Origin of the sequence: Pseudomonas sp. B7, assembly GCF_016735645.1 — a bacterium.
GTDB classification, from domain to species: domain Bacteria; phylum Pseudomonadota; class Gammaproteobacteria; order Pseudomonadales; family Pseudomonadaceae; genus Aquipseudomonas; species Aquipseudomonas glycinae.
This window is the reverse complement of record NZ_JAERRE010000004.1, coordinates 378604-402486: the sequence shown is the minus strand read 5'-3', so window position 1 is coordinate 402486 and position 23883 is coordinate 378604. Positions and strand designations below refer to the sequence as shown.

17 protein-coding genes are annotated in these 23883 nt (G+C 63.4%); 15 read left to right on the top strand and 2 right to left on the bottom strand.

What is annotated here, in order from left to right; genetic code table 11:
• Positions 1 to 71 precede the first annotated feature (71 nt).
• From JKA62_RS12780 to JKA62_RS12760, 5 genes are read left to right on the top strand one after another with little or no spacing between them, the layout of a single operon-like run.
• Positions 72 to 7292 (top strand): Ig-like domain-containing protein, encoded by a 7221-nt coding sequence (locus tag JKA62_RS12780; protein WP_442962199.1) that lies wholly within the window; start codon positions 72 to 74, stop codon positions 7290 to 7292.
• A 48-nt stretch (positions 7293 to 7340) separates the two neighbouring features.
• Complete coding sequence (locus tag JKA62_RS12775) at positions 7341 to 8855, top strand: TolC family protein (RefSeq protein ID WP_201818014.1); 1515 nt, start codon at positions 7341 to 7343, stop codon at positions 8853 to 8855.
• Positions 8839 to 9444: an adenylyl-sulfate kinase gene (gene cysC, locus JKA62_RS12770; protein WP_201818013.1), complete on the top strand. Its 606-nt coding sequence runs from the start codon at positions 8839 to 8841 to the stop codon at positions 9442 to 9444. The genes JKA62_RS12775 and cysC overlap by 17 nt, the downstream gene beginning before the upstream one ends.
• Positions 9441 to 10226 (top strand): aspartyl/asparaginyl beta-hydroxylase domain-containing protein, encoded by a 786-nt coding sequence (locus tag JKA62_RS12765; protein ID WP_201818010.1) that lies wholly within the window; start codon positions 9441 to 9443, stop codon positions 10224 to 10226. Before cysC ends, JKA62_RS12765 begins: the two co-directional genes overlap by 4 nt.
• On the top strand, positions 10214 to 11188 hold the full coding sequence (locus JKA62_RS12760; RefSeq protein WP_041475102.1) for an aspartyl beta-hydroxylase: 975 nt from the start codon (positions 10214 to 10216) through the stop codon (positions 11186 to 11188). The genes JKA62_RS12765 and JKA62_RS12760 overlap by 13 nt, the downstream gene beginning before the upstream one ends.
• On the opposite strand, the gene JKA62_RS12755 is transcribed toward JKA62_RS12760, so the two are convergent.
• Positions 11154 to 11912 carry a slipin family protein gene (locus JKA62_RS12755; protein ID WP_007957673.1) on the bottom strand — a complete coding sequence of 253 codons (759 nt, stop codon included), beginning with the start codon at positions 11910 to 11912 and terminating at the stop codon, positions 11154 to 11156. The two genes, JKA62_RS12760 and JKA62_RS12755, sit on opposite strands and share 35 nt — an antisense overlap.
• Positions 11913 to 11914: 2 nt before the next feature.
• Positions 11915 to 12442, bottom strand: coding sequence for an NfeD family protein (locus JKA62_RS12750; protein WP_201818007.1), 528 nt, complete (start codon positions 12440 to 12442; stop codon positions 11915 to 11917).
• A gap of 196 nt (positions 12443 to 12638) precedes the next feature.
• On the opposite strand from JKA62_RS12750, the gene JKA62_RS12745 reads away from it, so the two are divergent.
• The 10 genes from JKA62_RS12745 to pgaA all read left to right on the top strand — a co-directional run bounded on the left by JKA62_RS12745 (position 12639) and on the right by pgaA (position 23876).
• Complete coding sequence (locus JKA62_RS12745; RefSeq protein WP_007957669.1) at positions 12639 to 13100, top strand: aminoacyl-tRNA deacylase; 462 nt, start codon at positions 12639 to 12641, stop codon at positions 13098 to 13100.
• 129 nt (positions 13101 to 13229) lie between these two features.
• The gene (locus JKA62_RS12740) at positions 13230 to 13475 is read left to right on the top strand and encodes a DUF2789 domain-containing protein (RefSeq protein ID WP_011331881.1); all 246 of its coding nucleotides are present in this window, start codon (positions 13230 to 13232) and stop codon (positions 13473 to 13475) included.
• Between the two features lie 211 nt (positions 13476 to 13686).
• Positions 13687 to 14115, top strand: coding sequence for a MarR family winged helix-turn-helix transcriptional regulator (locus tag JKA62_RS12735; RefSeq protein ID WP_011331882.1), 429 nt, complete (start codon positions 13687 to 13689; stop codon positions 14113 to 14115).
• Positions 14112 to 16175 carry an FUSC family protein gene (locus tag JKA62_RS12730; RefSeq protein ID WP_011331883.1) on the top strand — a complete coding sequence of 688 codons (2064 nt, stop codon included), beginning with the start codon at positions 14112 to 14114 and terminating at the stop codon, positions 16173 to 16175. The genes JKA62_RS12735 and JKA62_RS12730 overlap by 4 nt, the downstream gene beginning before the upstream one ends.
• On the top strand, positions 16172 to 16381 hold the full coding sequence (locus JKA62_RS12725; RefSeq protein ID WP_007957657.1) for a DUF1656 domain-containing protein: 210 nt from the start codon (positions 16172 to 16174) through the stop codon (positions 16379 to 16381). The genes JKA62_RS12730 and JKA62_RS12725 overlap by 4 nt, the downstream gene beginning before the upstream one ends.
• Positions 16378 to 17265, top strand: coding sequence for an efflux RND transporter periplasmic adaptor subunit (locus JKA62_RS12720; RefSeq protein ID WP_201818004.1), 888 nt, complete (start codon positions 16378 to 16380; stop codon positions 17263 to 17265). The genes JKA62_RS12725 and JKA62_RS12720 overlap by 4 nt, the downstream gene beginning before the upstream one ends.
• On the top strand, positions 17262 to 18704 hold the full coding sequence (locus JKA62_RS12715; RefSeq protein WP_201817999.1) for an efflux transporter outer membrane subunit: 1443 nt from the start codon (positions 17262 to 17264) through the stop codon (positions 18702 to 18704). Before JKA62_RS12720 ends, JKA62_RS12715 begins: the two co-directional genes overlap by 4 nt.
• Before the next feature lie 93 nt (positions 18705 to 18797).
• Positions 18798 to 19433, top strand: coding sequence for a hypothetical protein (locus JKA62_RS12710; RefSeq protein ID WP_011331886.1), 636 nt, complete (start codon positions 18798 to 18800; stop codon positions 19431 to 19433).
• Positions 19434 to 19632: 199 nt separating this feature from the next.
• The gene (locus JKA62_RS12705; RefSeq protein ID WP_011331887.1) at positions 19633 to 21138 is read left to right on the top strand and encodes a YdgA family protein; all 1506 of its coding nucleotides are present in this window, start codon (positions 19633 to 19635) and stop codon (positions 21136 to 21138) included.
• Positions 21139 to 21395: 257 nt separating this feature from the next.
• Positions 21396 to 23876, top strand: a complete 2481-nt coding sequence (pgaA, locus tag JKA62_RS12700) for a poly-beta-1,6 N-acetyl-D-glucosamine export porin PgaA (protein WP_201817996.1) — start codon at positions 21396 to 21398, stop codon at positions 23874 to 23876.
• Positions 23877 to 23883 lie beyond the last annotated feature (7 nt).

Here is a 23883-nt window from a genome sequence, read left to right as displayed (position 1 = left end):
AGCAGAAGTCGCGGGTTACCGAAGGCCAACGGGCGCTGGCGGCGCCCATGATCATGTCGCTCGAACCGCGCATGCTGTTCGACGGCGCCGTCGCGGCCACCGTCGCCGACACCGCCGCCCAGGCTGACAGCCATGCCACCGCCGATGCCGCGAAAGCACCGGCCGCCGACCACCCGAGCGCCAGCAAGGACACCCATGGCCAGGCCGACGCCACGCCCGCTGCCAGCCCGGTCGCGGTGCCGGGGCAGAGCGTGGTGTTCGTCGATTCCCGGGTCAAGGATACCGACAGCCTGCTCAAGGGCGTGGCCCCCGGCACCCAAGTGGTCAAGCTCGATGCGGGCAAGGACGGTTTGCAGCAGATCGCCGATTACCTCGATCAGCATCAGGGCGTGAGCTCGGTGCAGATCATTGCCCACGGCAATGCCGGCGACCTGTGGCTGGGCAACAGTTATCTGTCGGCCGACAACGTCGCACAGCGCAGTGCGATCCTGGCGGAAATCGGCAAGGACATGAACGTCGGTGGCGACATCCTGATTTACGGTTGCTACACCGCCGAAGGTGGTCGTGGCCTGAGCTTCGTCGACTCGCTGGCGCAGCTGACCGGCCGCGACGTGGCCGCCTCCAGCAACCGCACGGGCTTGGGCGGCGACTGGGATCTGGAGATCGCCACCGGCAACATCGAAAGCGCCAACGTGCTGTCGACCCAGGCGATGAGCGAATACCAGTGGGGCCTGGCCACCTGGACCGCCACCAACAATGCCAACACCGGGGTCGGCTCGCTGCGCGCAGCGCTGGCGTCTGCGCAGAACGGCGACATCGTGACCTTCAGCTCCGGGATGACGGTGCAGCTCACCTCGGAATTGCTGATCAACAAGAACGTCACCGTCGATGGTGACCTGAACAACGACGGGGTTGCCGACGTCACGCTCGATGGCCAATACCGGACCCGAGTGGTGGAAATAACCTCCGGCAGCACGGTGACCCTGGATGGTCTGGTCATTACCCGTGGCCTGGTTTCGGGCAACGGCGGTAATGGCGGCTACGGCGCAACCGGCGCCATGGGCGGCGGGATCTTCAACGCCGGCATCCTGACCCTGAACAACGTCTCGGTCACCGGCAACGCGGCGGCCGGTGGCGGCGGTGGCGGTGGTGTCACCGGTGCGTTCTACGGCGGTGCCGGTGGTGGTGGCGGTGGTCTTGGCGGTCAGGGCGGTGGTCATGGCGGTACGGCCGGGCCGGGCACCGGTACGCTGGGCGGCCAGGCCGGCAGCGCTGGTGTCGGCGGCTACGGCGGTGGCTACGACGCGACGCACATGGGCGGGCGCGGCGGCTCGACCACTGGCGGCGCGGGCGGTGTGGGCGTGTCCTATTACAGCAACGGCGGCAATGGCGGCACGGCCAGCAACGGTACGATTTCCATCGGTGGCGGCGGTGGCGGCGCCGGTTGGGACAAGGTCGGCGGCGCCGGCGGCAATGCCGCCGGTGGCATTTACAACGCTTCCACCGGCACGCTGAAAATCGTCGGCACCTCGGTCATCAGCAACAACATCGGCGCGGGTGGCGGTGGCGGTGGTGGCAGTGGCCAGGGTAGCAATAACCTGAACGGCGGCGACGGCGGACGAGGTGTCGGCGCGATCTGGAACCAGGGCGGCACGGTACTGATCACCGCCGCCAACTTCAGCGCCATCAGCGGCAACGCGGCCGGCAGCGGCTCCGGTGGTGCAGAACTGGGTGGCGGCGTGACGGGCTCTGTACCGCTGGCCTTCGCGGCGATCTATAACAACGGCGGCACGCTCAACACCGCTTACGTAGAGCCGCCGACCGCGACCATCGTGATGGCCGACACGGCCCTGAAAATCGGCGAAACCTCGCTGGTGACCATTACCTTCAGCCGAGCGGTCACCGGCTTCACCAACGCCGACCTGACGATTGCCAACGGCACGCTGACAGCGGTCAGCAGCAGCGATGGCGGCCTGACCTGGACGGCGACCTTCACGCCGACCAACAACATCACCGACAGCACCAACCTGATCACCCTCGACAACACCGGGGTGACCGCGATCAACGACGGCGTGGCGGGTGTCGGTACGACCAACTCCGTCAACTACGCCATCGACACCGAGCGGCCGACCGTGACCATCGTGATGTCCGATACGGCGTTGAAGATCGGCGATACGTCGCTGGTGACTTTCACCTTCAGTGAAGCGGTGACCGGTTTCACCAACGCCGATCTGTCTATCGCCAACGGCACGTTGAGCGCAGTGAGCAGCAGCGACGGCGGCATCACCTGGACCGGAACGTTCACCCCGACCGCCAGCATCAGCGATACCACCAACCTGATTACCCTGGACAACACCGGTATCGCCGACCTTGCCGGTAACGCCGGCACCGGCACCACCGATTCGGTCAATTATGCGATCGATACCGTGCGGCCGACGGCAACCATTGTGGTGTCCGACACCAATCTGGCGGCCGGTGAAACCTCGCTGGTGACCATCACTTTCAGCGAAGCCGTCAGCGGTTTCACCACCGCCGACCTGACCGTGGCCAACGGCACCCTGAGCGGCCTGAGCAGCAGCGACGGCGGCATCACCTGGACCGTCACGCTCACGCCGACCAGCAACATTACCGACACCACCAACCTGATCACCCTGGACAACACCGGGGTCGTCGATCTGGCCGGCAACGCCGGCAGCGGCACCACCAATTCCAACAATTACGCGATTGACACCGCGCGTCCGACCGCGACCATCGTGGTGGCTGACAATAGCCTGCGGATCGGCGAAACCTCGCTGGTGACCATCACCTTCAGTGAGGCGATCACCGGGCTCACCAACGCCGACCTGACCATCGCCAACGGCACCTTGACGGCGGTCAGCAGCAGTGACGGCGGCATTACCTGGACGGCGACCTTCACGCCGACCGCCAGCATCACCGACGCGACCAACCTGATCACGCTGAACAATACCGGCATTGCAGACCTGAACGGCAACGCCGGCAGCGGCACCACCGACTCCAACAACTACGCCATCGATACCGTGCGCCCGACCGCGACCATCGTGGTGGCCGACAACAACCTGCGGATCGGTGAAACCTCGCTGGTGACCATCACCTTCAGCGAAGCGGTCAGCGGTTTCACCAACGCCGACCTGACGGTCGCCAATGGCACGTTGAGCGCGCTCAGCAGCAGCGATGGCGGCATCACCTGGACCGCGACGTTCACCCCGAGCGCCAGCGTCACCGACACCACCAACCTGATCACGCTGGACAATACCGGCATCGCCGACCTGGCGGGCAACGCTGGCAGTGGCACCACCGATTCCAACAACTACGCCATCGACACCCAGCGTCCGACCGCCACCATCGTGGTCGCCGACAGCAACCTCAGCGCCGGTGAAACCTCACTGGTGACCATCACCTTCAGCGAAGCGGTGACCGGCTTTACCAACGCCGACCTGACGGTTGCCAACGGTACGCTGACCGCCGTTAGCAGCAGCGACGGCGGCATCACCTGGACGGCCACCTTCACGCCGAACGTGGGTGTCAACGATGCGACCAACCTGATCACGCTGGCCAATACCGGCATCGCCGACCTTTCGGGCAACACCGGCAGCGGCACGACCAACTCCAACAACTACAGCATCGACACCGTGCTGCCGACCGCGACCATCGTCATTGCCGACAACGCGCTGAAAATCGGCGAGACCTCGCTGGTGACGATTACCTTCAGCGAGGCGGTGACCGGTTTCACCAACGCCGACCTGACCATCGCCAACGGCACGCTCAGCGCGGTGAGCAGCAGCGACGGCGGCATCACCTGGACGGCGACTTTCACACCGACCACCAGCATCACCGACGCCACCAACCTGATCACGCTGGACAACTCCGGCGTGCAGAACCTTTCAGGTAATGCCGGCAGCGGCACCACTGACTCGAACAATTACGCGATTGATACGGTCCGTCCGACTGCCACCATCGTGGTCGCCGACACGGCCCTTGGTATCGGTCAAACCACGCTGGTGACCATCACCTTCAGCGAGGCAGTGAGCGGATTCACCAACGCCGACCTGACCATCGCCAACGGCACGTTGAGCGCGGTGAGCAGCAGCGATGGCGGCATCACCTGGACCGCGACGTTCACGCCGAGCGCCAGCATCGCCGACACCACCAACCTGATTACCCTGGACAATACCGGCATCGCCGACCTGGCGGGCAACGCCGGCAGCGGTACCACCGATTCGAACAATTACGCGATCGATACGGTACGGCCGACCGCGACCATCGTGGTCGCCGACAGCAACCTCAGCGCCGGTGAAACCTCACTGGTGACCATCACCTTCAGTGAAGCGGTGACCGGCTTTACCAACGCTGACCTGACGATTGCCAACGGCACATTGAGCGCAGTGAGCAGCAGCGACGGCGGCATTACCTGGACGGCGACCTTCACGCCGACCGTGGGCATCCATGACGCCACCAATCTGATCACCCTGGCCAACACCGGCATCGCCGACCTGGCGGGCAACGCCGGCAGCGGCACGACCAACTCCAACAACTACAGCATCGACACTGTGCTGCCGACCGCGACCATCATCGTCGCCGACCCCAGTCTGAAGATCGGCGAAACCTCGCTGGTGACCATCACCTTCAGTGAGGCCGTGACCGGTTTCACCAACGCCGACCTGACCATCGCCAACGGCACGCTCAGCGCGGTCAGCAGCAGCGACGGCGGCATTACCTGGACGGCCACGTTCACGCCGACCACCAACATCACCGACGCCACCAACCTGATCACGCTGGACAACACTGGCGTGCAGAACCTGTCGGGCAATGCCGGCAGCGGCACCACCGATTCGAACAACTATTCAATCGACACGGTGCGTCCGACCGCCACCATCGTGGTCGCCGACACAGCACTCGGCGTCGGCCAGACGAGCCTGGTGACCATCACCTTCAGCGAAGCCGTGACCGGTTTCACCAACGCCGACCTGACGATCGCCAACGGTACGCTGAGCGCGGTCAGCAGCAGCGACGGCGGCATCACCTGGACGGCGACGTTCACGCCGGCGGCGGGCATCACCGATACCACCAACCTGATCACCCTGGATAACACCGGCATCACCGACCTGGCAGGCAACGCCGGCAGCGGCACCACCGATTCCAACAACTATGCGGTCGACAGTCAGCGTCCGACGGCGACCATCGTCATGAGCGACATTGACCTGCGTCCCGGCGAAACCGCGCTGGTGACCATCACCTTCAGCGAGGCGGTGACCGGTTTCGACAACTCCGACCTGAGCGTCGCCAACGGCACGCTGAGCAATGTCTCGTCGAGCGACGGCGGCCTCACCTGGACGGCCACCTTCACGCCGAACATCGGTGTCAGCGACCTGACCAACCTGATTGTCCTGAACAACACCGGTACCACCGACCTGGCCGGCAACACCGGCACTGGCACCACCAACTCGGCCAATTACCAAGTGCAGACCCAGGTGCCGACTGCCACCATCGTGGTAGCCGACCCTGCGCTCAAGGCCGGGGAAACCTCGCTGGTGACCATCACTTTCAGCGAAGCGGTCAGTGGGTTCGACAACAGTGACCTGACCATCGCCAACGGCACGCTGAGCAACGTCAGCAGCAGTGACGGCGGCATCACCTGGACCGCGACGTTCACCCCGACTGCCAATGTCACTGACGCCACCAACCTGATCAGCCTGAACAATGCCGGAGTGACCAACGTCTCAGGCAACAGCGGTATCGGCACCACCGATTCCAACAACTTCGCCATCGACACCGCGCTGCCAACCGCCACCATTGTGGTTGCCGATAACCGCCTCGGTATCGGTGAAACCACCACCGTGACCTTCACCTTCAACGAAGCGGTGATCGGGTTCGATCTGGGGGACATCAGCGTCGCCAATGGTTCGTTGTCAAACCTGACCAGCAGCGACGGCGGCGTGACCTGGACCGCAACCTTCACGCCGACAGCCAACGTCAACGATCCGACCAACCTGATCCTGATCGACACTGGCGGCGTCCAGGACCTGGCCGGCAACCTCGGGGCGAGCATCGCCATCTCCAACAACTACATTCTCGACGCGACCCGGCCGACGGTGAACATCGTGGTCGCCAATCCGAATCTGGGCATCGGTCAGAGCACCACGGTGACCTTCACCTTCAGCGAGGCGGTGAGCAATTTCGACCTGTCCGACCTTAGCGTGACCAACGGTGACCTCAGCAACCTGACCAGCAGTGACGGCGGCAAGACCTGGACCGCGACTTTCACGCCGACCGCGAATGTCACCGACCCGAGCAACTTCATCGCGCTGGACACCAGCAACGTCACCGACCTTGCGGGCAACGCCGGCAGCACGGTGGCGGTGTCGAACAACTACGCCCTCGACAGCGAACGGCCGACCGCCACGGTGGTGATCGCCAATCCGAACCTGGGCGTCGGTCAGACTTCGCAGGTGACCATCACCTTCAACGAAGCGGTCAGCGGTTTCGACCTGTCGGACCTCAGCGTGGCCAACGGCACTCTGTCCAACCTGAGCAGCAGCGACGGTGGCAAGACCTGGACCGCGACCCTGACGCCGAACGCCAACGTCAACAGCGCCAGCAATGCGATCAGCATCAACACGGCCGGGGTCAGCGACCTGTCGGGCAACAGCGGCAGCAGCGTCAGCAGTTCCGGCAATTACGTGATCAACACGGTGCCTGTGCCTCCTGTGACACCGACTACTCCGTTGATCGTGGTGACACCGGATCCGGAGTTCCGCAGCAGCGATCCGGTCGCGCCGCCGCCACCGCCGAACGTTCCGCTGCAGCCGATCGTCTTCACCGCGCCCACTGGCGACCTCGGTTCACCGCTGACTTTCGCGCCGTTGTTCGAGCAACGGGTGATCGGCAACGGCATCCGTCCACTGGGGGATATTTTCATTAATCGCGGTGCGCTGAGCCCGAGCTTCATTGCCCAGGTGTTCACCAGCAGTGACAACGGCGGTGACGGCTCCGGTCATGGCTTCCTCGGGTTTGGCGGTGGCGATGGCGGGGTGTTCGGCAGCAGCACGCTGTCGAGCCTGTTCAATCAGGACAGCAGCGCCGATCGCGATTCGCTGAATGCCTTCGGCAGCCAGTCGATCAAGGGCGGCGATATTTCCCAGGGCCTGCGCGGTGTGTTCGGCGCGCCGACCCTGGGCCAGCAACTGCAACAGATCAAGGACAGCGAGCAGCACCGGGTCGACAACCTGGCCGCCGCACTGCAACAGATCGGCATCAGCGAAATGCCGGCCTGACAACACACAACAACTCACATATGTGCGGGACCTAGGGGCGATCCAGGGATGAAGAAAATTCAGAAGTTGTTCGGCGCCAGCCTGCTGGCACTGGCGATCAGCGGATGTGCAGTGACCAGTGAACCAATCGAGCGCAGTGTCAGCGAACAAAGGGCCCGGGCCGACCTGCAAAGCATGTACAAGGGCCAGGAACCGCTGAGCGGTCCGCTGACCCTGCACCAGGCGATGGCCCGCGCGGTGAAATACAACCTCGAAGGCCGCCTGAAAATCATGGAGGAAGCGCTGGCCAAGCGGCAGCTCGACCTCGCCAGTTTCGACATGCTGCCGCGCATGGCGCTGGACGCCGGTTACGTCGGGCGTAACAACGTCAGCGCCTCCAGCAGCCAGAGTGTGCGTACCGGCACTCAGTCTCTGGAACCGTCGACCTCACAGGACCGCGACCGTGACGTCGCCGACCTGACCATGGTCTGGAACGTCCTCGATTTCGGTGTCAGCTACATCAGCGCCAAGCAGCAGGGCGACCAGCGCCTGATCGTTCAGGAGCGCCGGCGCAAGGTGATCAACACCATCGTTCAGGACGTGCGCTCGGCCTATTGGCGGGCGATGGCTGCCGAACGTCTGCTCAAGCAGATCGACAGCCTGATGGCGCGAGTCGACACCGCCCGCCGTAACAGCGAAAGCATGAGCGAACAGCGCATCGGTGATCCGGTGCAGTCGCTCGGTTATCAGCGTTCGCTGATCGAAGCGACCCGGCAACTGGAAGAACAACGCCGCGCGCTGTCGCTGGCAAAAACCGAACTGGCGACCCTGATCAACCTGCCGCTGGGCACCAACCTGACCCTGGCCACCGATGACGGTTACCGGATCCCCGAACTCAAGGTCGATCTGAGCAAACTCGAGCAGGAAGCCCTGACCAGCCGTCCGGAACTGCGCGAGCAGGATTACCAGACCCGGATCAGCGCCGCCGAAACCCGCAAGGCCATGCTGCGTCTGCTGCCGGGTCTGGAGTTCTCCGCCGGCGGGCATTACGACAGCAACTCGTTCCTGGTTGAGCAGGGCTGGGCCGACTACGGCGTCAAAGTCACCTGGAACCTGTTCAACGTGATCTCTGCCCCGGCGGCTATCGATGTGGCGAAGGCCGGTGAAGAAGTGGCTGCCGCGCGGCGTCAGGCGATGTCGATTGCAGTGCTGGCGCAGCTCTACGTGGCCAACGCCAACTATCAGGAGGCGCTGCGCCAGTTCAAGACCAACCAGCAACTGTCGGACATCGACGGGCAAATCGTCGGTCAGTTGCGCAACCGTCGTCAGGCCGACGGCATTGGTGAGCTGGACCTGATTCAGGGCGAACTCAACACCTTGCAGGCCGATCTGCGTCGCGACCTGTCCTACGCCGATCTGCGCAATGCTTACGGGCAGATCTTCGCCAGCGCCGGCCTCGATCCGCTGCCGGATCAGGTGCAGTCGACCGAAGTGCAGTCGATCGCCACCGCGCTGGCCAACCGCGAAGCCGCGTGGGCCTCGGGGGATATTTCGCTGCCGGTGGCCCATGCCTCCGCGCAGTGACGTATTGGCGCCGACCGCCAGCATCAGCCGTGCCCAACGCGAGGCCCGCAACGGCCATCGCGGCACGGCAATGCTGCTGACCGGCTTGCCGGCGGCGGGCAAATCGACCCTTGCCCAGGCGTTGCATGCCGAGTTGTTCAGTCGTGGTCTGCAAAGTGTGGTGCTCGATGGCGATGGCCTGCGCGTCGGGCTCAACCGTGACCTGGGTTTTACCGATGCCGACCGCCTGGAAAACATCCGCCGCGCCAGTGAGCTGGCGGCGTTGCTGGTGGAGAACGGGCAGATCGTGATTCTGGCGATGATCGCGCCGCTGGCGGATCTACGCGAGGTGTTTGCCCGTCGTTTGGGCGAGGACTATCGCGAGGTCTGGTGCAGCGCCGCGCTGGCGGTGTGCGAGCAGCGCGATCCGAAAGGGCATTACGCCCGGGCCCGGCGTGGCGAGCTGGCCGGGTTTACCGGCGTGTCGGCGCCTTACGAGGCGCCGGCCCAGGCTTCGCTGGTGCTCGACACCGGCACGCTGACGGTCGAATCCTGTCTCGACCGGTTGCTGACCTGGCTCGGCGAATCCGCGGTGTTGCCCAAGGCATGAGCCGGCCGGCGTTCTCACGGTTGCCGCTGACCGCGGATCTGCCATTGCTGTTGCAGGCGCTGGCGGCGATTGACGACGCTGCCTGGCGCGGTCATTTCAACACCGCTTATTTCGCCGGCGACTGGAGCGGTGTGGCGCTGATTTCCGCCGCCGACGCGCTGACCGAACTGTCCCCCGGCAGTGCCGAACCCGTTCAACGCCCCCCTTGGCTGAATGACCGTCGCTGGCAGCAGGCCCTGCGGGATCTGCCGCTGGAAATCGTCAGTGCTCGGCTGTTGCGACTGGGACCGGGCGGACAGATTCATGAACATCGCGACTACGACCTTGAGGGCGCGGACGCCGATTTGCGCCTGCACATTCCGCTGCTCAGTCCGCCTGCCGTGGACTTCTGGCTCGACGGCCAGCGGATGCCGATGAGGGCCGGGGAATGCTGGTTTCTTGATCTTGCCCGGCCGCATCGGGTCGACAATCGCGACCGCACGGCACGGGTTCATCTGGTGCTCGATTGCCGCCCCTCGCCTTGGCTGGAGCAGATGATTGCCGACGGTTTGCCGAGCACTCCGCTGCCTGATGCCACGGAAACAGCGCTTCAGCGCTTTCAACGATTGCTTGTCACAGAACCGCTGTTGTCCGCAACGTTGCAGGCATTGCACGACCCCGAAGCATTCACTGTCCAGACGCTGGCGTTGGCCGCTGAACGAGGCCTGCATTTTTCCCGTGAAGAGCTGCTGGCGGCGATGCGCAACGGTCGTCGGTCATGGAACGAGCAATGGCGCCTGTGAATTTCGACGGCTGGTTGCCGATCCGCGTCTGGAAAACCGCCGAGCAATGGCAGGTCGACTGGTGCTGGTTTGGTGACACCCCGCTGCATCAGCCGTTCTTTCGTGAGGCCGTCGAAGACGCGTTGCACCTGCCGTTCAATCAGGCGTTTCGCCGGCAAACACCCTTGTCGGCGCTCATGGATTGGCAAACGCTCAGTCCGGGGCTGCTGCCGAGCGCGTTCATCCTGCACGCCTCGCGGTGTGGCTCGACGCTGATCAGTCAGATGCTCGCCCGGCTCGATGATCACATCGTAGTCTCGGAGCCGCCGCCCCTTGATGCCTTGTTGCGCAGCGATCTGCCGGACGAAGAGCGCCGCGCGGCCATCGTCGGACTGCTCTCGGCGTACGGTCAGCGTCGGCGCGGCACGGAGCAGCGACTGGTCATCAAACTCGACGCCTGGAACATCGGCGAATGGCCGCTGCTGCGCGAGTGTTTTGCCGATACGCCGTGGCTGTTTGTCTATCGCGATCCACTGGAAATCGCCGTCTCGCACCTGCGTCGCCCCGGCCTGCACATGGTGCCGGGGGCGCTCGGCGATTGTGTGCTGGACGATGATTTGCCCTTCGAGGGGCGTGAGGACTTCATCGCCCGGCGCCTGGGGCGTCTGCTGGAGGCCGGGTGCGTGCATTGTCGTGAGTCTGCCGGGCTGGCGGTCAATTACAGCGAATTGCCCGACGCGATGAGCGGGCGGCTGGCGCGGTTTTTCGGGCTCAGCGCCACGCAGTGTGAACAGGCGCTGACAGCGACGGCGCAGCACGCGAAGCAGCCGTCACAACCCTTTGTCGTCGATGGCGAACACAAACGCCGGGAGGCATCGGCGCTGTTGCGGGCACGGATCGAAGATTGCGCCCGTGCGCCCTATGTCGCGCTGGAACGCTTGCGTGCGCTCACGATTTCGCCGACAGATCCGCCATACCCTTGAGCAGTTCGATCGGCAACGGAAAGACGATGGTCGAGCTCTTGTCGCCGGCGATCGAACTCAAGGTCTGCATGTAGCGCAGTTGCATGGCGCCGGGCTGGCGACCAAGCATTTCGGCGGCCTGCATGAGTTTTTCCGAGGCCTGCAATTCGCCTTCGGCGTGGATCACTTTGGCTCGCCGTTCCCGCTCGGCTTCGGCCTGCTTGGCGATGGCGCGCACCATCGATTCGTTGAGATCGACGTGCTTGATTTCGACGTTGGCGACCTTGATTCCCCAGGCGTCGGTCTGGGCGTCGAGCACTTGCTGGATGTCGATGTTCAGGCGTTCGCGTTCGGCCAGCAGTTCGTCCAGCTCATGTTTGCCGAGGACCGCGCGCAGGGTGGTCTGGGCCAGTTGGCTGGTGGCCATGAGGAAATCTTCAACCTGGATGATCGCTTTCTGTGGGTCGAGCACGCGGAAGTACAGCACCGCGTTGACCTTCACCGACACGTTGTCGCGGGTGATCACGTCCTGCGGCGGCACGTCGAGGACGATGGTGCGCAGGTCGACCCGGACCATTTGCTGCACCACCGGGATCAGCAGGATCAGCCCCGGCCCCTTGACCTGCCAGAAGCGTCCGAGCTGGAACACCACCCCGCGTTCGTATTCGCGCAGGATGCGGAACGTCGAGCCGGCCAGGGCGATCAGCAACAGCAGCAGCGCGACAAAACCGATTTGCAGACCCATGATCACTCTCCGAGCGGTGCCGCGTCAGTCGCGGCCACTTGCAGCAACAGACCCTTGCGCCCGACCACCCGCACCGGTTGCCCGGTGTGCAGCGGCGTGGCGCTCAGCACCTGCCAGCGTTCTCCCTGCAACTGCACCCAGCCGTTGCGGCTGTCTTCCGGTTGCACCACGGTCACCGCCGTGACACTGCCGAGCAGGCCGGCATCGCCGCTGACCGGGTGGCGCGGTCGGGTTTTCAGGGCGCGGATCAACAGTGCGATCAGCAACAGGGCGCTGACCAGGCCGAGGCCGATCATCATCGGTACCGGCAGTTCGGCGTTGCTCAGGATCAGCGCGCCGATCACGAACATGACGATGCCGCCGAGGCCGATCACCCCGTAGTTGGGCAGCGCGGCTTCGGCGATCAGAAACGTGATGCCCAGGATGATCAGCCACAGACCGACCGGGCTGACAGCGGTAAACGGGGTGTCCGCCGCAATCACCGATCCACTCAGCAGCAACAGGGCAAGCGCACAGCAACGGATGTTCACGTGACCCTCCGCGAGAGTCAGGGCTTGTTCTTACAGTCTAGTTGAGGCTGCGGCTGGAGGATTTTTGATCAGTCTGCCTGCCCCGCCAGTGGGCGGATTTCCCGGTGCTCGTGGCTTGCCGGACTAGACTTTCAAGGACAGCCACAGCGTTTCATTACCGTCCGCCGCGCAGCGTCGGCGGGCACCGAGGTGCATCATGCGTATGGCCAAGAAAGTGCAGAGCAGCCTCAACCGGGCGCAATGCGAATATGACATCGTCACCCACCCGCACTCGTCCAGCAGCCTGGAAACGGCGCGGGTCTCCGGGATTGCCGCAGAGCGGGTGGCCAAATCGGTGATCCTGGACGACCGTCACGGGCACTACCTGATGGCGGTGCTGCCCGCCAGCCGCCACCTGGACTTGAGCAAGGTGCGCAGCAGCGGCGAATGGCAAATCACCCGCGAAAGCAATCTGGCTCACATTTTCGACGACTGCGAACGCGGTGCCGTACCGCCACTGGGCGATTCATACGGCCTGGACATGGTCATCGACCCGCTGCTGACCCGGCAGAAAGACATCTACCTGGAAGCCGGCAACCACAACAACCTGCTGCACATGAGCATGCCCGAATTCCTGAAAATGGTGCCGCATGCGCAGGTGCGGGAGTTGAGTCAGTAGCTTTTTTAGCGTCTGTGCCGACGCCAATCGCGAGCAAGCCCGCTCCCACAGGTTCTGCGCTAAACCTGTGGGAGCGGGCCTGCTCGCGAAAAATCTTTCACACCCTATAAATCTCGCAGGAGTTCCGACATGGAAAACCCGACGCACAGCCTCCCATCCCTGTTCAAGCAACTCGGCCTGGACAACGACCCGGTCAGCATCGACCAGTTCATCGCCACCCATTCCCCGCTCAAACCGGAACTGCACCTGTGCGACGCGTTTTTCTGGAGCAAGAGCCAGGCGGATTTCCTGCGTGACGAGATTCTCGATGATGCGGATTGGGCGGAGGTGGTGGATCAGTTGGATGTAATGTTGAGGAAGGGGCGGGGAATGTAAAAAAAATGATCGAAAAGACCGAAATGTAAAAAAATTTGTGAGCTGTAAAAAATCAGCGCAAAAGTCAGGTTGAGATATTTTTTCTGAATTCGCCTTCGGACATGAATTTGTTTCAAAACTTGACTGAATTTCCCCACCAATGCGATATTGATAGTTAGCAAACTAACAGTGTGTGCATTCCCTCGTGCCGAATAACCTCGACGCTCTCCAGATGAACATCAGCAGTGCCATGGTGGTGGCCGCCAGGCATTGGCGGAAGATCTGCCAGACCACGCTGGTCAACTATGGAATTTCCGAAGCCTGCGCCGTCCCGTTGTTGATGATCGGGCGGCTGGGCGAGGGGGTGCGCCAGGTTCAGGTGGCGCAGGCGGCAGGGATGGAGTCGCCGTCGCTGGTGCGCCTGCTCGATCAGTTGTGTCACGCCGGTTTTGTCTGCCGCACCGAAGATGCCCAGGACCGTCGCGCCAAATGCCTGAGCCTGACCGACACCGGCCGTGAGCTGGTGCAAGCGGTGGAGGCGCAACTGGTGCGTCTGCGTCATGAAGTGCTCGAAGGCATCGACCAGCGCGATCTGGAGGCTACGCTTCGAGTACTGAGAGCTTTCGAGGCGGCCACTCCGCCAACGGTGATCAATCCGTGAACGGGTTCTTTTCCGGCATGCCCCCCGCGCGGGACTGGTTCTACGGGATCCGCACGTTCGCGGCCTCGATGACCGCGCTGTACATCGCCTTGCTCATGCAGATGCCGCGTCCGTACTGGGCGATGGCCACGGTGTACATCGTTTCCAGTCCGTTCCTCGGCCCGACCAGTTCCAAGGCGCTGTATCGGGCGATCGGCACGTTTCTCGGTGCAGCGGCGGCGGTGCTGTTCGTGCCGATGTTCGTCCAGAGCCCGTACGTGCTGGTGGTGGTCATCGCCTTGTGGACGGGGATTCTGCTGTTCCTGTCCCTGCACCTGCGCACCGCCAACAACTACGCGCTGATGCTGGCCGGCTACACCTTGCCGTTGATCGCTCTACCGGTGGTGGATAACCCGCTGGCGGTGTGGGACGTGGCCGAGTCGCGAACTGAAGAGATCTTCCTCGGCATCGCCGTGGCGGCGGTGGTCGGCGCGATGTTCTGGCCACGGCGCCTGGCACCGGTGTTCAACGATGCCGTGGGCAAATGGTTCGCCGACGCCACGACCTACAGCCTGAAATTCCTCAGCCGCGACGTGCAGCCCGAAGCGGTCGCAGCCCTGCGCATGGCAATGGTCGGCAGTTTCAACAGCCTGGAATTGATGATCGGCCAGTTGCCGCACGAAGGTGCGCGTCCGCAGACGGTGCGCAACACCAAGGAACTGCGCGGGCGGATGATCCACCTGCTGCCGGTGATCGACGCCCTTGAAGACTCGCTTTACGCCCTCGAACGGCGCACGCCCGAGCTGGTGGAAAAGTTCGCACCACTGCTCATCTCGACCCGCGAATGGCTTGGCCACAAAGACGCCGATCTGGAACGCTGGCAAGCGCTGCGGGATCAGCTCGAAGCGCTGCAACCGAGCGCCGAAGCCCTCGAAGATCGCAAGCAGTTGCTGTTTTCCAACGCGCTGTATCGCCTCGGCGAGTTCATCGATCTGTGGCAGGACTGCCGCAGCCTGCAGGACGCAATCCTGTGCGAGCGCCAGGACAGCTGGCGCGCGGTGTATCGTCACTGGCGCCTCGGTCGCCTGACGCCATTCATCGACCGCGGGCTGATGTTGTATTCGGTGGCCTCGACCATCCTGGCGATCATCGTCGCCTCGGTACTGTGGATCCTGCTCGGCTGGACCGACGGCGGCAGCGCGGTGATTCTGGCGGCGGTGTCGTGCAGTTTCTTCGCCTCGATGGACGACCCGGCGCCGCAGATCTACCGGTTCTTTTTCTGGACCGGGATGTCGGTGCTGTTCGCCAGCCTGTACCTGTTTCTGGTGTTGCCGAACCTGCATGACTTTCCGATGCTGGTGCTGGCGTTCGCGGTGCCGTTCATCTGTGTCGGCACCCTGACGGTGCAGCCCCGTTTCTACCTCGGCATGCTGCTGACGCTGGTCAACACCTCGTCGTTCATCAGTATTTCCGGTGCTTACGACGCGGACTTCTTTGCCTTCGTCAATTCCAACCTGGCGGGCCCGATTGGGTTGTTGTTCGCGTTTATCTGGACCCTGATCGCCCGGCCGTTCGGCGCCGAACTGGCGGCCAAACGCCTGACCCGTTTCAGCTGGAAAGACATCGTCAGCATGACCGAACCGGCGAACCTCGCCGAACATCGACAACTCGGCGTGCAATTGCTCGACCGCCTGATGCAGCACCTGCCGCGTCTGGCGCTGACCGGGCAGGACACCGGCATCGCCATGCGCGAAGTGCGCGTGGGGCTGAACCTGCTCGACCTGCTCGCCTATACGCCGCGAGTGACGGGCGCGCCGAACGCGCTGCTCAAGCAAGTAGTGGCTGAGGTTGGCGAGTATTTCCGGGCCTGTCTCAAGGCCGGGGAACGCCTGCCGGCGCCGAGCGCCCTGCTGATGACCATGGATCGCACCCGCCGTGCGCTCAGCGGCCACGGCGATGAAGACACCCGACTCAACCTGTTGCATGCCTTGAGCGGTTTGCGCCTGGCGCTGTTGCCCGGCGTGGAATTCGTTTCCAACGCAGAGCCCGAAGAACCGCTGCCCGAAGGAGCGCCCCTATGATCGGTGATCTGGACATCAGCGGCATATTCCTGCCGACCCTGCTGGTGTTGATGGGCATCACTTATGTGCTGTTTGTGTTGGTACACGGCGTGCTCACACGCCTGCATTTCTACCGTCTGGTCTGGCACCGGGCATTGTTCAACGTGGCTCTCTACGCCGTGATGCTGTACGGCGTGGATTCACTCAGTCGATACCTGATGACATGAAAAAACCGTTTCTGACCCTCGGTCGCGTTGTCCTGACGCTGCTGATCGTGACTTTCGCCGTCGTCGTGGTCTGGCGCATGGTGATGTATTACATGTTCGCGCCCTGGACCCGCGACGGCCACATTCGCGCCGACATCGTGCAGATCGCCCCGGACGTGTCCGGGCTGATCCAGCAGGTCGAAGTGAAGGACAACCAGTTGGTGAAACGCGGCCAGGTGCTGTTCAGCATCGACCAGGATCGTTTCAAACTGACGTTGCGCCAGGCCAGGGCGGCGGTCGCTGATCGCGAAGAAACCCTCGCTCAGGCGCAGCGTGAAGCCAAGCGTAACCGTGGTCTGGGCAACCTGGTGCCAGCCGAACAGCTGGAAGAAAGCCTGTCGAAAGTGGCCCGCGCGCAATCGGCCCTGGCCGAAGCGCTGGTGGCGGTGGACAGCGCTCAGCTCAATCTCGACCGCTCGGTGATCCGCAGTCCGGTGGACGGCTACGTCAACGACCGTGCACCGCGCTCGCAGGAATTCGTTACTGCCGGGCGTCCGGTGCTGTCGGTGGTCGACAGCAATTCGTTCCACATCGACGGCTATTTCGAAGAAACCAAACTCGACGGCATCCACATCGGTCAGTCGGTGGATATCCGCGTGATCGGTGACCGTGCTCGCCTGCGCGGGCATGTCGAAAGCATCGTCGCCGGTATCGAAGACCGTGACCGTTCGAGCGGCAGCAACCTGCTGCCCAACGTCAATCCGGCCTTCAGTTGGGTGCGTCTGGCCCAGCGGATTCCGGTGCGCATTGCCTTCGACGATGTGCCGGATGACTTCCGCATGATCGCCGGGCGTACCGCCACCGTGTCGATCATCGACGATCAACCGCAGGAGCCCGCGAAATGAGCAGGGCTCTGATCATCGCCGGTTTGGGTGTGATGCTATCGGCCTGCTCGATGGTCGGGCCGGACTATCACGTGCCCGAAGATGCGGCGATCCAGCGCAAGGATTTCCAGGGCGACCTGGCGGTGGCCGGCAAACCGGTGGTGTCGGCCCCGGTGCCGGCGGACTGGTGGCGGCTGTATCAGGATCCGCGTCTGGATCAACTGGTGCAGCAGGCCATGGCGTCCAACACCGATCTGCGGGTGGCGGCGGCGAACCTGTCGCGGGCCCGTGCGCAGGTCGATGAAGCCGAAGCGGCCGGTGGCTGGAGCGGCGGCGTGAAGATGGGTGCGCAACGCTTGCAGGAATCCGGCGAGGCGTTCCTGCTGCCGGAAAAAGTGCCGGTGGCCAACATCGGTGATATCGGTATCAGCGCGTCCTACCAGTTCGATCTGTGGGGCACGCTGCAACGCGGGATCGAAGCGGCCAAAGCCAACGCCGATGCGACTCAGGCCGCTGCCGACACGGCGCGCATCACCCTGGTCGCCGACGTGGTTCGGGCCTACACCCAGGTCTGCGCGGCGAACGAGGAACGGGAAATCGCCCAGCATTCTCTCGACCTGCAATCCCAGAGCACCACCCTGATCCAGCGCCTGCGCGATGCCGGGCGTGGCGACGAAACCCAGGTCACCCGTTCGCAGACCCAATTCAAATCCTTGCGCGCCGACATGCCGCGTTATGAGGCGGCGCGGCAGGCCGGGTTGTTCCGGCTGTCGATGCTGCTGGCCAAGCCTGTCGATCAACTGCCGGCCGGCACCGCGACCTGCGCCGAGCTGCCGAAAATCGCCCAGCTGGTGCCAGTCGGTGACGGCGCCGCGCTGCTCAAACGTCGGCCGGACATCCGCCAGGCCGAGCGGCGTCTGGCGGCCGCGACCGCCGGGATCGGCATCGCCACCGGCGAGCTGTACCCGGACATCAGTTTCGGCGCGACCATCGGCACCGTCGGTATTCTGGACAACCTTGGCAAACCGTCCACCAACCGCTGGGGCTTCGGCCCGTCGCTGAGCTGGAGTGTGCCGACCAACGGCGCCCGGGCCCGCATCCGCGAAGCCGAAGCCACGACCCAGGGCGCGCTGGCGCATTTCGACGGCGTGGTGCTCAACGCCATCCGCGAAACCCAGACAGGTCTGTCCCAGTACTCCGCGCTGCTGCAACGCCGCGATGCACTGGCCGATGCCGAACAGTCGGCAAAACTGGCGGCGGACCAGACGCACCGCTTCTTCCAGGCCGGCCGCGAGTCGTTCCTCGCCGACCTGCAGGCCACCCGCACCTACACCGATGTCACCGCGCAACTGGCCGCGGCCAACACCCAGGTTGCCATGAGCCAGATCGATTTGTTCCTCGCCCTGGGCGGCGGTTGGGAAAGCGGACGAACGCAAGCCTCGAGCGCCAGCAAACCCTGAGGCCGTTGCTATGCTTTGAAGTATTGAAAGGGCGCCCCGAACCAGGCGCCTTTTCAGTGCACATCGCTAGCGCAGGTCTAGGGGAAACCAATAATGAAAAACCCTTACGCTCTCGGCTTCTGGTGCGCCCTGGTAGCCCTGGTGCTGCTGTCGGCCACCTATTTCTACGGCATCATGCTGGCTCATCAGATTGACAAGGCAATGGTCTTCCTCGACAGCACCGTGGCGTTGATCGCAGTCATGGCGATCGTGGTCGTGGCGTCGGCGCTGGTGCAGACCCAACGACTCAAGAAACGCCAGCTCGAGCAAAGCAAGACACTGCTGCTGATCTGGGACACCAAAGTTGCGCTGCGCAAAGTCGAAACCGTGTTCGACCGCTATTTCTGGGGCGGCTACTGGCAGCCGGGGCGTACCTTCGCCGAAGTCATGGGCGAGCTCACTGGCACGCCGCTGGAAAAAAGCCTCGAAGCCCTGAAAAAACAATGTCTGGCCCTCGACCGACAAGTTGCCGGCGACGGCTGGCACTGGCTCAACAACGCCCGCGAACTGTCGGACGTCGCCACAGCCATGGCCCGCGAGCGTTATCAACTGGATTTTTGCGACCCGCGCAGCGACGGGCCGGGCGGAGCGGTGATCGACCGGGATTTCGAAGTGCTGGTGTACACCTGGACCGCGCGGCTGAAAAGCTTCGATCATCAGCTCGATGAAATCGAGGTGCAATATTCCTGATCAGTAAAAGATCGCCGAACCCGGCGATCTTTTTGTTTGTCCATGTCTTGTCGACACTCTTTAACCTTTAAACATTGGGCTGCCAGGCGCGCCCGGTGCTAATCTCCACCGCTAAATTCAGCGGAGTCGCGCCACGGCCCGGTCACGGGTTCAGGGAAGACGACCACACTTTCAGCCACGGAAATCGATCAGGTCATTCATGAATAAATCAGCAGGCGTGCTTCTCGGAATTGTTGTGGCCATTGGCGCCATCAGCGTAGGCGGGGCCTGGTACACCGGCACCAAAATCGAAGGCGTGCTGAATAATGCCGTCGCCAATGCCAACAGCGAGTTGCAGACCGCCATGGCCGGCTCCAACGGCAGTGCATCGCTGGAGCTGGTGTCGCTGGAGCGCAACACCTTCAGCAGCACCGCGCACTATCGCCTCAAGGGCGAGGGTGAAATGTTCGGCGAAGCGCCGGTCGAGCTGCTGTTCGTCGACCACATCGAACACGGCCCGCTGCCGTTCTCGCGTCTGGTTTCGCTGAAATGGCTGCCGGTCATGGCCACCAGTCACTTCGAACTGGAAAAGACCCCGATCACCGAAAAATGGTTTGCCGCCACCAAGGGCGCGGCGCCGCTCAAAGGTGTGGTCAATATCGGCTACGACCAGTCCACCACCGGCAACCTCGAACTGCTGCCACTGGAAACCGCGCTGGATGATAAGTCGAACCTGAAGTTTTCCGGCTTGAACATGGATATTTCCGCCAGCGCCCAGGCCCAGAAGGTCAAAGCCAACGGTTACATGGACAGCCTGCACCTGAGCACGGTCGCCGAAGACCAGACGCCGGTGCAGATCGAACTCAATGGCCTGACCCTGGCCAGCAATCTCGCCAAAAGCACCTACGGCTACTACACCGGCGAGAACACCCTGGAACTGACCAGCAGCAAGACCACCTTCGGCGCCAAGCAGTCGGTGCTGGGTGTGAAGAACTTCGAAATGAAGAACCGTACCGAAGAGAACGGCAGCAACGCCTCCGGCCGTGCCGACTACAAGGTCGCTGAAGTAACCCTCAACGACAAGAAGATCGGTTCGGCCAACCTGGCCATGAGCCTGAAAAACCTCGACATCCCGTCGGCGATGTCGCTGATGCAGATCTACCAGACCAAGCTGCAGCCTTACGAAAAAGCCGCTGCCGAAGCCACCGCCGCCGGCCTGCCGGCACCGGAGCTGAACCTGACCGAGGCCGAGTCGACCCAGGTCAAGGCCGACCTGCAGAAACTGCTGGCGGCCGGGCCGCAACTGGCGCTGGAAGACCTGTCGCTGAAAACCGCCAACGGCGAAAGCCGGGCGAATCTGGTGCTTGATCTGACCAAGCCTGCGTCGATGGACCTGCCACCGGATCAACTGGGCAAACAGTTGATCGCGCTGCTGGACATCAATGTGTTGGTGTCCAAGCCGATGCTGGTCGACCTGCTCAGCGTGCAGGCGCAAATCGATGGCCAGACCGATGCCAAGGCCATCGTTGACCAGGCCAGCGCTGGCGCTGACATGTTCGCCGGCATGGCCGTTGGTTCGCAGTTGGCGACACTGGATGGCACCAACGTTGTCACCAAGCTGCATTACGCCGCCAATCAGGTTGAATTCAACGGCCAGAAGATGACCGTCGAGCAGTTCGTGGGCTTCCTGATGAGCAAGTTCGGCAGTATCGAACAGCCTCAGTAAACGCCCCACGCGTCACCGAAACGCCCGGCCTCTGCACCCGCAGACGCCGGGCGTTTTGCTTTCTGGCATCCGGGTTAACGGTTAGCCGGGGCCAGCCATCGTCACGAATCTGAACAATTATTGTGTTCTGAATATTGACCTACGCTTGCGTGCAAGACTGCTTGGATAAGCTTGGCCAGGCAAATCGACCTGGCCTCCGTTACGAATTGGGCAAGGGGGGCGTTGCTACCCGGCTGGCCATGTAAGGATGCTGACGAATGCCGCGTATTGATGGTCCTGTATTACATCGTGGTTTACGCCCTTTGTTTCGAGTCGCGCTGTGCAGCCAGTTGCTCTGGCCGGCGTTCGCGTTCGCCGACACGGCCTACGATCAAATGGTGCTTGACGCCCGGGCCGGGCATTACACGCCCGCGCTGAGCGTGTTGCGTCAGGTGCCGCCGGCCCAGGCCAGCACCGGCCAAGTCAGCGATCACCTGCAAATCGCCAGTTGGGCCGGGCTCGACGCCGAAGTGGTGCAGGTCTACGAGACTCAGGGCCGTGAGCGTGCACTGCCGGTTCAGGCGCTGACCGCCACCGCCCGGGCCTACCGCAACCTGAAACGCTGGGATCAGGCGATCCAGGTCTACAACAAGGCCCTGACGCTGGAGCCGGACAACGCTGACCTGCAACTCGGTCTGGCGCTGACCCAGGCCGACTCCGGCAAGCCTGACGAAGGCGTGATCCGCGCCCGTTCGCTGGTCGCCGCCAAACCCGATGATCCTTCCCGCCGACTGGCGCTGGGCTACGCCCTGAATCGCGCCGGCAAGCCGTACGACGCGCTGTTCGAATACGACCAGGCCTTCATCCGCGCCGGCAACAAACCCGAGGTCGCCCGCGAATACGTGGTCGCCCTGCAAAAGGCGCGTCTGCCGGAGCCGGCGCTGCGTCTTGCCAGACAGCGTCCGGGGTTGATCGATCCGGTCACCTTGCGGCGTCTGGCAGGCGATCTGGCCGCTGAACGCGTGCGCCTCGCCGAACTGGCCACCCGCAGCGAAAAAGAACGCTACGTGATCGCCGACCGCGCCCTGGCCGACTACGACCAGCTCCTCGCCACCTGGACTCCGGACGCCACCGCCCACGACGACGTGACCCGCTGGCGCATCGACCGCTTGGGCGCACTCAAGGCACGGGCGCGCACCGCCGAAGTCATCAGCGAATATCAGAAGCTGCAAGCCGAAGGCGTGAAGATCCCGACCTACGCCCTGCGCTGGGTGGCGGCGTCCTATCTGGATCAGCGCCAGCCGGAAATCGCCACCGATCTCTACCGTCAGGTGCTGGCAGCGCCAGATGCCGATGTCGGTGACCGACTCGAAGACACCACGGCGCTGTATTACTCGCTGCTGGAAAGCGACCGCGCTGAAGAGGCGCGCAAAGTCGCTGAAGATCAGGCCAGTGCGCAGAAGCCGCGCGTCGAACTCAAGGGCCTGCCGATCGGCAACCCCAACGACGAATGGATGGACGCCCAGCAACTGGCGGCACAGGCCGGCACCTATGGCTCCGACCTGCCTCACGGCGAGGAGCGCTTGCAGACCTTGGTGGATCAGGCGCCGGGCAACATCGGCCTGCGCCTGGCCCAGGCCGATCTGTACCTGGCCCGAAACTGGCCGCGCCGCGCTGAAAACCAGCTCAAGGAAACCGAGAGCATCGCGCCGCGCGACACGGGTTTGGAAGTCGCGCAGGCTCGCACCGCGATGGACTTGCAGGAATGGCGGCAAATGGATGCGCTGACCGATGACGTGGTGGCGCGCTTCCCCGACAACCGTCAGGTCCAGCGTCTGGCCCGCGAGCGTGAAGTGCACGACATGTCCGAGCTGCGTGTCGAAGCCTATGGCGGCAAGGCTAACGGAGGCAGCGGTGGCGATGCCGGCGCGGTCTCCGGTAGCCGGGATTTCGGCATCCAGACCACCCTTTACAGCCCGCCGATCGATGAGGACTGGCGAGTGTTCGCCGGGGCCGGATACGCCACCGGCGATTTTGCCGAAGGCACCGGCCACCACCGCTTCCAGCGTGTCGGCCTGGAACGTCGCACCCGCGACATGACCCTTGAAGCCGAGGTGTCGAACCATTCCTATGGTTTCGGCGACAAGCAGGGCGCTCGCCTGGCGATTGCCCGCGACATCGACGATCACTGGCAATACGGCGGCAGCCTTGAATACCTCTCGGCCGAAACCCCGCTGCGGGCATTGAACAGCGACATCAAGGCCAACGGCGGCAGCGGTTTCATCCGTTGGCGCGCCAACGAGAGCCGCGAGTGGCGGCTGGCGGTCAGCCCGTCGCACTTCAGCGACGGCAACAACCGCGTCGAAGCCTTGCTGACCGGAAAAGAGGGCGTCTACAGCGCGCCGAACCTGCAAGTCGACGCGGGCCTGGAAGTGGGCACCAGCCACAACTCCAAGTCCGATGACGTGCCGTACTTCAACCCGAAGTCGGACTTCAGTGTCATGCCGCTGCTCAACGTCAATCACGTGCTGTACCACCGCTACGAAACCGCCTGGAGCCAGCAGTTCCAGGCCGGTGCGGGGACTTACAGCCAGCGTGATCACGGCACCGGCGGCATGGCATTGCTCGGTTACGGCCAGCGCTACGCCTGGAACGACGTGTTCGAGGTGGGCGGTTTGTTCAGCGTGATCAACCGGCCCTACGACGGTGACCGGGAAACCGATCTGCGTCTGCTCGTCGACCTCACTTTCCGCTTCTAGAAGAGTT